This window comes from Pseudomonas sp. AMR01 (genome assembly GCF_041946035.1).
Lineage (GTDB): Bacteria > Pseudomonadota > Gammaproteobacteria > Pseudomonadales > Pseudomonadaceae > Aquipseudomonas > Aquipseudomonas antarctica_B.
The window spans coordinates 1-619 of the sequence record NZ_JAUTYR010000117.1 but is presented as its reverse complement, the minus strand read 5'-3'; the positions used below and the strand labels follow the sequence as shown (position 1 = coordinate 619).

1 protein-coding gene is annotated in these 619 nt (G+C 54.9%); it reads right to left on the bottom strand.

The features are described from left to right. Window positions 1–619 (bottom strand): replication initiator protein A (locus Q7C20_RS26810; protein ID WP_375071198.1); only part of this gene is annotated, 619 nt, incomplete at both ends.

The window sequence follows — 619 nt, the reverse complement described above, 5'->3', positions numbered from 1 at the left end:
CCGCAGTATGTCCCTCGGAAGTTCCTCCAATCGATAGTCAGGCAGGTTGTCGCGCGTGATCATGTCACGCAACATGGCCCTGAAAACCCGCAGAGGACTGACAGAGCCCGACTTCTTGCGCAGTGTTTCGACTGAAACCCGCCATTCGGGCTGGCGGCCGCAGTGCTTGCGGCTCAACTCGTAAATACGCCTTTCCAACGGGCGACGCAGGCGGAAATAGTCACGGCTCAGGGTCAGCACAGACTTAGCCATCACGGCACGCCAAATCCAGTCTGACAACGTCACCTGCACACTGACCATCCGCCCGCCCCTGGACCTCCGCACAATTTGCCAACTCTCGATCAACCCAAACCCAGTGGTGGTTTCAATATCGCCAGTAACGATGTTCGTCGTAATGCGGGTACCAGCAAGACGCTCAAACGCTTCACGCAAACGACGGTAACTATCGCCGGAGGTCTCACGGTTGGTCGCAACCATCAGATCATAAGCACGTAAATGCAAAGTTCGAACCACCTGCTGCCCCGCATTCATGGCCGCTATCAATTGGCTGACACAATAGATCAGAATATCTTTATCATGGATCGTAGCTCGGCCTTTCACTGAGGGAGTTACCTCTACC